The organism is Roseateles sp., assembly GCF_044373315.1.
In the GTDB taxonomy this organism is placed as follows: domain Bacteria; phylum Pseudomonadota; class Gammaproteobacteria; order Burkholderiales; family Burkholderiaceae_C; genus JACDQM01.
Map to the genome: position 1 here is coordinate 1 of NZ_JBILQK010000166.1, position 4,908 is coordinate 4,908.

4 protein-coding genes and 1 pseudogene are annotated in these 4,908 nt (G+C 63.5%); 1 reads left to right on the forward strand and 4 read right to left on the reverse strand.

The window, feature by feature from the left end; translation table 11 throughout:
- Window positions 1–476 (forward strand): annotated as a pseudogene (locus ACIQ67_RS19585) (conjugal transfer protein TraS); the annotation flags it as partial.
- A 263-nt stretch (window positions 477–739) separates the two neighbouring features.
- On the opposite strand, the gene ACIQ67_RS19590 reads toward ACIQ67_RS19585, so the two are convergent.
- The 4 genes from ACIQ67_RS19590 to ACIQ67_RS19605 form a co-directional block, all read right to left on the reverse strand.
- Window positions 740–1,951, reverse strand: coding sequence for a DUF1173 domain-containing protein (locus ACIQ67_RS19590; protein ID WP_397536051.1), 1,212 nt, complete (start codon window positions 1,949–1,951; stop codon window positions 740–742).
- A 9-nt stretch (window positions 1,952–1,960) separates the two neighbouring features.
- The gene (locus ACIQ67_RS19595) at window positions 1,961–3,094 is read right to left on the reverse strand and encodes an LPD7 domain-containing protein (protein ID WP_397536052.1); all 1,134 of its coding nucleotides are present in this window, start codon (window positions 3,092–3,094) and stop codon (window positions 1,961–1,963) included.
- 30 nt (window positions 3,095–3,124) lie between these two features.
- Window positions 3,125–3,778 carry an OmpA family protein gene (locus ACIQ67_RS19600; protein WP_397536053.1) on the reverse strand — a complete coding sequence of 218 codons (654 nt, stop codon included), beginning with the start codon at window positions 3,776–3,778 and terminating at the stop codon, window positions 3,125–3,127.
- Between the two features lie 16 nt (window positions 3,779–3,794).
- On the reverse strand, window positions 3,795–4,908 hold a 1,114-nt coding region (locus tag ACIQ67_RS19605; RefSeq protein WP_397536054.1), incomplete at its 5' end, for a type IV secretory system conjugative DNA transfer family protein.

Below are 4,908 nucleotides of genomic sequence, written 5' to 3' on the forward strand. Positions count from 1 at the left end.
TGCACGACCATCAGGCCCACCCCCATGTGCATCTAAGTGTTCGTGCCGAATCCACAGTGGGCAGACGTCTTTGCCCGCGCATGGCGGATCTGTATCGATGGCGGGATACTTTCGCCGCGAAACTGCGAGGCCTCGGCATTGAAGCCGAGGCCACGCGCCAAGCCACACGCGGCTGCAGCCAGAACTATGAGCCCTTGTGGCGCCGGAAGGCGCGTAAAGACGGCCAGTTGCGCGACACTCGCCCAACCGTCAAGACCGGGGCGGCGGCTGTCGCGAAGAGGGCAGACGCGGCTGAAGCCTGGAGCCGTCTGAGTCGCGGGCTGGCGATGTCCAGTGACCCAGCCGATCAGGACTTGGCGCGATCGATCAACCAGTTCGTCAGGGAAATGCAGGCAGATCAGCGGATCAAAGCTCGGGCAGTTGCACCGCAAGCTGTGCAGCGAGTGGGGCCGGCCGACCTTGAACGTGGCCGCTGATGGGCCAGTGCTTCTGGCCAGGGTTTGGACCTGATTGATAGATCAGGGATCGAAACACTTGGGCGTCTGCGATGACAACTGTTCGGAAGAGCTTCCCGTCGAAGCCTTCACGCAAGGTGCAGCTGTCTGAACATGCGGCAAGCCTTGTGCCCAGGGCAGCCCGGGCACTGAGCCGCCCTGGCATTTGAAAGCTAGCGGTTTTCAGGGGATCCACCCACTCTGCCGTTCAGGGCAGGTACCGACGGAGTGTCTTGTCGCTGGAATCACTTCCTTGGCAGTTCCGGTACCGCAGCTTGCATTTCGACTCTCCAAACCCAGTCCGCTTCGGTGATGGATGAGGCGCATCCCATCGGGGACTCTATGGCCATGAGCAGCGGTGCGGCCGACACATCAGTCAGCATGGCGAAGGCGATTTGCGCTTTCGCGGGAAGGTTGTAGCGCAGGGCCTTCACGAAGCTGCGGCGCTCTGCGACGAGCGTCATGACGAGCTGCTGCTCGTAGCCGTCCTGCACTGGAATCCACTCGGCAGTCACCGTCATCAGCGACAGTGCCTCGATGTCCGGCGTTCCCGCCGGACTGACATGGAACGTTGCGATCATCACCAGATGCAGCGCGTCCGACGCAGCCCAGAGCTTGAGTTCGTTTTCGAACCTGCGCACGAGGCGACGGTACATCGCCTCGTCGAGTGCAAGGGTCTGGTCCGGCATGTGCTTGATGACGGCCTTGTAGCCGTACCGGGCGGGCACGATCTCCTTCAGTTCGGCGATCAGCAGCATCAAAGGCTTCGACTGGCCCGGCAATGCCATCGCATTGGCCCACTGTGACTGCCGCCTTGTGTTGAGGGCTTCTCGCTGATCTACTGAAAACGATTCGGGGACGTAGAGCCGGGACTGGAGCGCGTGAGTGCCGACGATCTTGTTTTCGGCCGCCTGGAGCAGATGCCTGCGAACCACGGCCCAGGACCGCTTGCCCGCGAAACTCGGATGCCATCGTGTCAGGTCCGCCTGTTCCCACAGATAGTGCAGAAGGCCGCGCAAGGTGAGCCTTGCGCCTTCGCTGCTGACACTGTCGCTGGTAGCGCTGTTCTGTGACGCATGCGCCAGACCTGTCAGCTTGCTCAGCGAGAAGTCCAGCTTCAGTCGAACCTCGCCAGTCGCTGGGTCTTCGTTGATCGCGCGACCCAGCAACTGCCCGAGTCCAGAGTACTCGGCCGGCGGCTCGTAGGAAGGGCAGTGCGGCGCGTGAAGGCTGCCGGTGTCGGGCAGACGCTTGACGATGTAGCTGGCACTCAGTCCGACCCGGCGCGCGACATACATTTCAACGCCGTCAGGCTGGCACAGGCAGCGCGGACGCTGGCGCGTGGCGTGGGCTTGAGCGAGAGCCTCGACAAAGCCAGGGGATCCGCTCTCGAATCGTCGACCTGCGATTTCGTATAGCGCAGCGTCTGCCTTGTTGTCATGCGGCGATGCGTTCACAGTCTGGCTTCATCGTGTCGGTGAGGGCTTTGCTCGCTCCCATGAGCGCGGCATCTGGAGCGGCTGCAAGGCAACAGGCCTTGGAGCTGGCGCTGCCTTGTCGTAGAGCTTGATCTTTGGCGCCTGGCCATTGGGAAGTCGCTGAGACAATTTCTCGGCCGCTACGGCCATCACGGCGGTGCGCTGCTGCTCAGGCACCTGCTTGTAGACCAGCACTGCCTCGATGGCAGCCAGTACCGCCTTGCGGCCGCCACCGCTGCGCGCAGACGTTTTCTCGGTTGGTGCCGTGCTCGTGTTCGAGCTGGCTGCGCCTGGTCTCGGCTCGATGCGGCTCACAAGGTGCGCCTCCCGGTCTCGCTTGAGCAGCTCCAGGTCGCCGGGGTTTGGTTCGTAGCCAATGGTCTTGTGGCCGCGAAGCGAGGCTTCGAGCCACACCTGGCGTTTGAAGTCCGCATGACCCGAAACGCGCAGTGTTGTCCAGTTGCGCGCCTCGGCCACATCGATCATGGAGCGCGCGACCGAGGGGCTGTTGGTGTCGGTCGCCAGACGGGAGGTCGATTCTGTGAATGCCACCCGCGAACTGTCGCCACGCAAGCGGTACTCGGTCTGACCGGTGCTCAATGCGCCACCGACGCGCGGTGGCATATGGATGATGAAATAGCGATCATTCAGCCCGGATTCGATTGTGGCTACACGCGCGTTGCGCGCTCGCCTGCCATCGAAAGGGCTGGCCTTTCGCTGCCACTGCAGGCGGCCTGCGATGGCGCCGTCCGTCGGTCTTGCTGCGACGACCTCGGGGGTGTCGCTGCGCGCAGTCTTTGCTTCCAGCTTCCGCTCGGGCGCGGCTGGCAACTGCGCGCCGCGCTGCCACTCGCCGGCTGCTTTCAGGATCGTTGAGTGCTTGCCACCCTCGGCCGCGGCAAAGGCGCGGCTGCTGCCAATCTGCTTAGTTTTGGTGATCCTTGCTGGGAGGATGTCGGCGCGGTCGGTCGCTTCGGGGAGGGGACCGTGCAACGCGTAGCGCTCGCCGGATATCTCTGCGGTCCCGAACCGCTGCACGCCGACCGTGGCCCGCTTGACGGGTTCTACGGCATCTCCCTTGGAGGAGGCTGCTTGGCGACTGGGGGTGTGGGCTTCATCCATGGCAACCTCGCTGGCGTCGAACGGAGCGGATCAGGGCTGGGTTGGGGTGGCGGCATTTGCGGCGACAGGCAGCAGGCGATACAGCTCTATCTCCACGCGGCGGTTCGAACGTCGACCTGAGGGGCTGTCGTTGTCTGCCGCGTGGTCGCCGATCGGCTGATAGGTGGTGCGGATGCGGGCCGGGTCGACGCCAGCGGCGACAAGATAGTCGCGCACCGCAGTGGCGCGTTCGTTCGCCAAACGGCTTTCTGAACGGGCGTTGCTGGTGCCGTCAGTGCGGCCTCGTAGCAGCACCATCGGCGCGCGCTTGCTTTCGCTGATCAGCACGGGTGCCAAGTCGGGCGGTATGGAGACGCGTGTGCTTCCGAAATCGAAGTACACCGTGAAAACGCTGTTTGCCAGGGGCGGCTGAACAGGGCGCGGCTGCATCGCGACCATCACCTGATGGAGTGCCGCCGATCGTGCGAGTGCGGCAGCTGCGGACTGTGCAGATCGCTGAGCCTCTGCGGACCGCAGACGACTGTTGTGCAGGTCGTGCTTGCAGACCTGCAGCTCGACGAACGGCTGGGAGTTGACCGGTCGCCTGTGCGCTCCGTCCACGGTTGGCGGCTCCGGGGGCGAGCTGCAGGAGGCCAGCAAAAGCCAGGCGAGCAAGGCGGTGGTGGGTGTGAGAGGGCTCTGCATCACTCGACTCCAGAATCTAGACCTTGGTGACGGGCTGAGTGGCATCAGCCTCAGAGATCAGGACGCTTGCGTCGTCGGTGGCGTCCTCGATGGCCCCGCCCGGGCTGGCATCGGCGTTGCTCGTGGCGAAGAACTGCACGACTGCCTCGGCGACTTCCTCTGTGCTCTTGTCGGTCAGTTCGGGAAGCTGGCTCACGTCATGAGCCATCTCTTGAACTTCCAAGGTCTCACCCGGCGCCAGCTCGTCGGCTGCATAGCGCCAGCGCTGCTGACTCCGGGCCAGATGCAAGTCCATGTCCATGCAAGGCACAGCAGGTGGGGGTAGCAGGCGTGAGATGAAGGCTTTGTCGCGGTAGTAGCAGAGCTTCTCTGCGAGGATGGGTTTGCAGTTTTCAAGGATGACGACCAGGCGCTCGCGGCCCAGCTCCTTGAACTCCTGCGGCAGCAGCAGGGCCCGTCGCTGCTCGCTCTCGTTGCGACTCGTGCTGCTGTTGTGCCCCTGACCGTTGAAGGACTGAGTGCGGCCGCGGGAGGTGGCCCGTTCGGTGAAGTGGCCTAGCATGGCGCTGTATTCATCGGCATCGCGTTGCTCGCGTGGCGCGAAGAGGATTTGAAGGCCATGGTTGGTCGCGAATGTCCGGGCCTCCCTGTCGCCATAGACGGCATCGAGCTGAGACATGGCTTGCACGACGGTCAAGAGGCGCAGGTTGTAGCCAGCAAGGAAGGCGGCGGAAGTTGAGATGACACCCACCCGGCCCATCGCCGTGAACTCGTCATTGACCAGCAGGCATTGAAGCCGCAGCGTTGGATCCTGCTCAGGCAGATGCTGGGTGTTGAGGCTGATCAGCTGGGAGAAGAAAAGGTTCAGCAGCGGTCGCGCATGCACCAGTCGGCTGGCAGGGATACGCACATAGACCGACATCCGACGCCTGCGCACATCCTCAAGGCGGAAATCGTCGGCACTGGTGGCCGCATCGACTACCGCATCGGCAAAGATCGTCAGCGGTGCATTGAATGTGGCCACCACGCTGGACATGGTGTTCTCGGAGTTGCACAGCAGTCGCTGCAGCGCGTCGACACACTCGGCCGAGAACGGCTTGGCTGTCTCGCGCCGCTGTGCGATCAGCTCG

Bases quoted from the DNA above. Each gene is read 5' to 3' on its own strand.
- ACIQ67_RS19600 (WP_397536053.1), bottom strand. From the start codon at position 3,778: ATGCAGAGCCCTCTCACACCCACCACCGCCTTGCTCGCCTGGCTTTTG.
- ACIQ67_RS19595 (WP_397536052.1), bottom strand. From the start codon at position 3,094: ATGGATGAAGCCCACACCCCCAGTCGCCAAGCAGCCTCCTCCAAGGGA.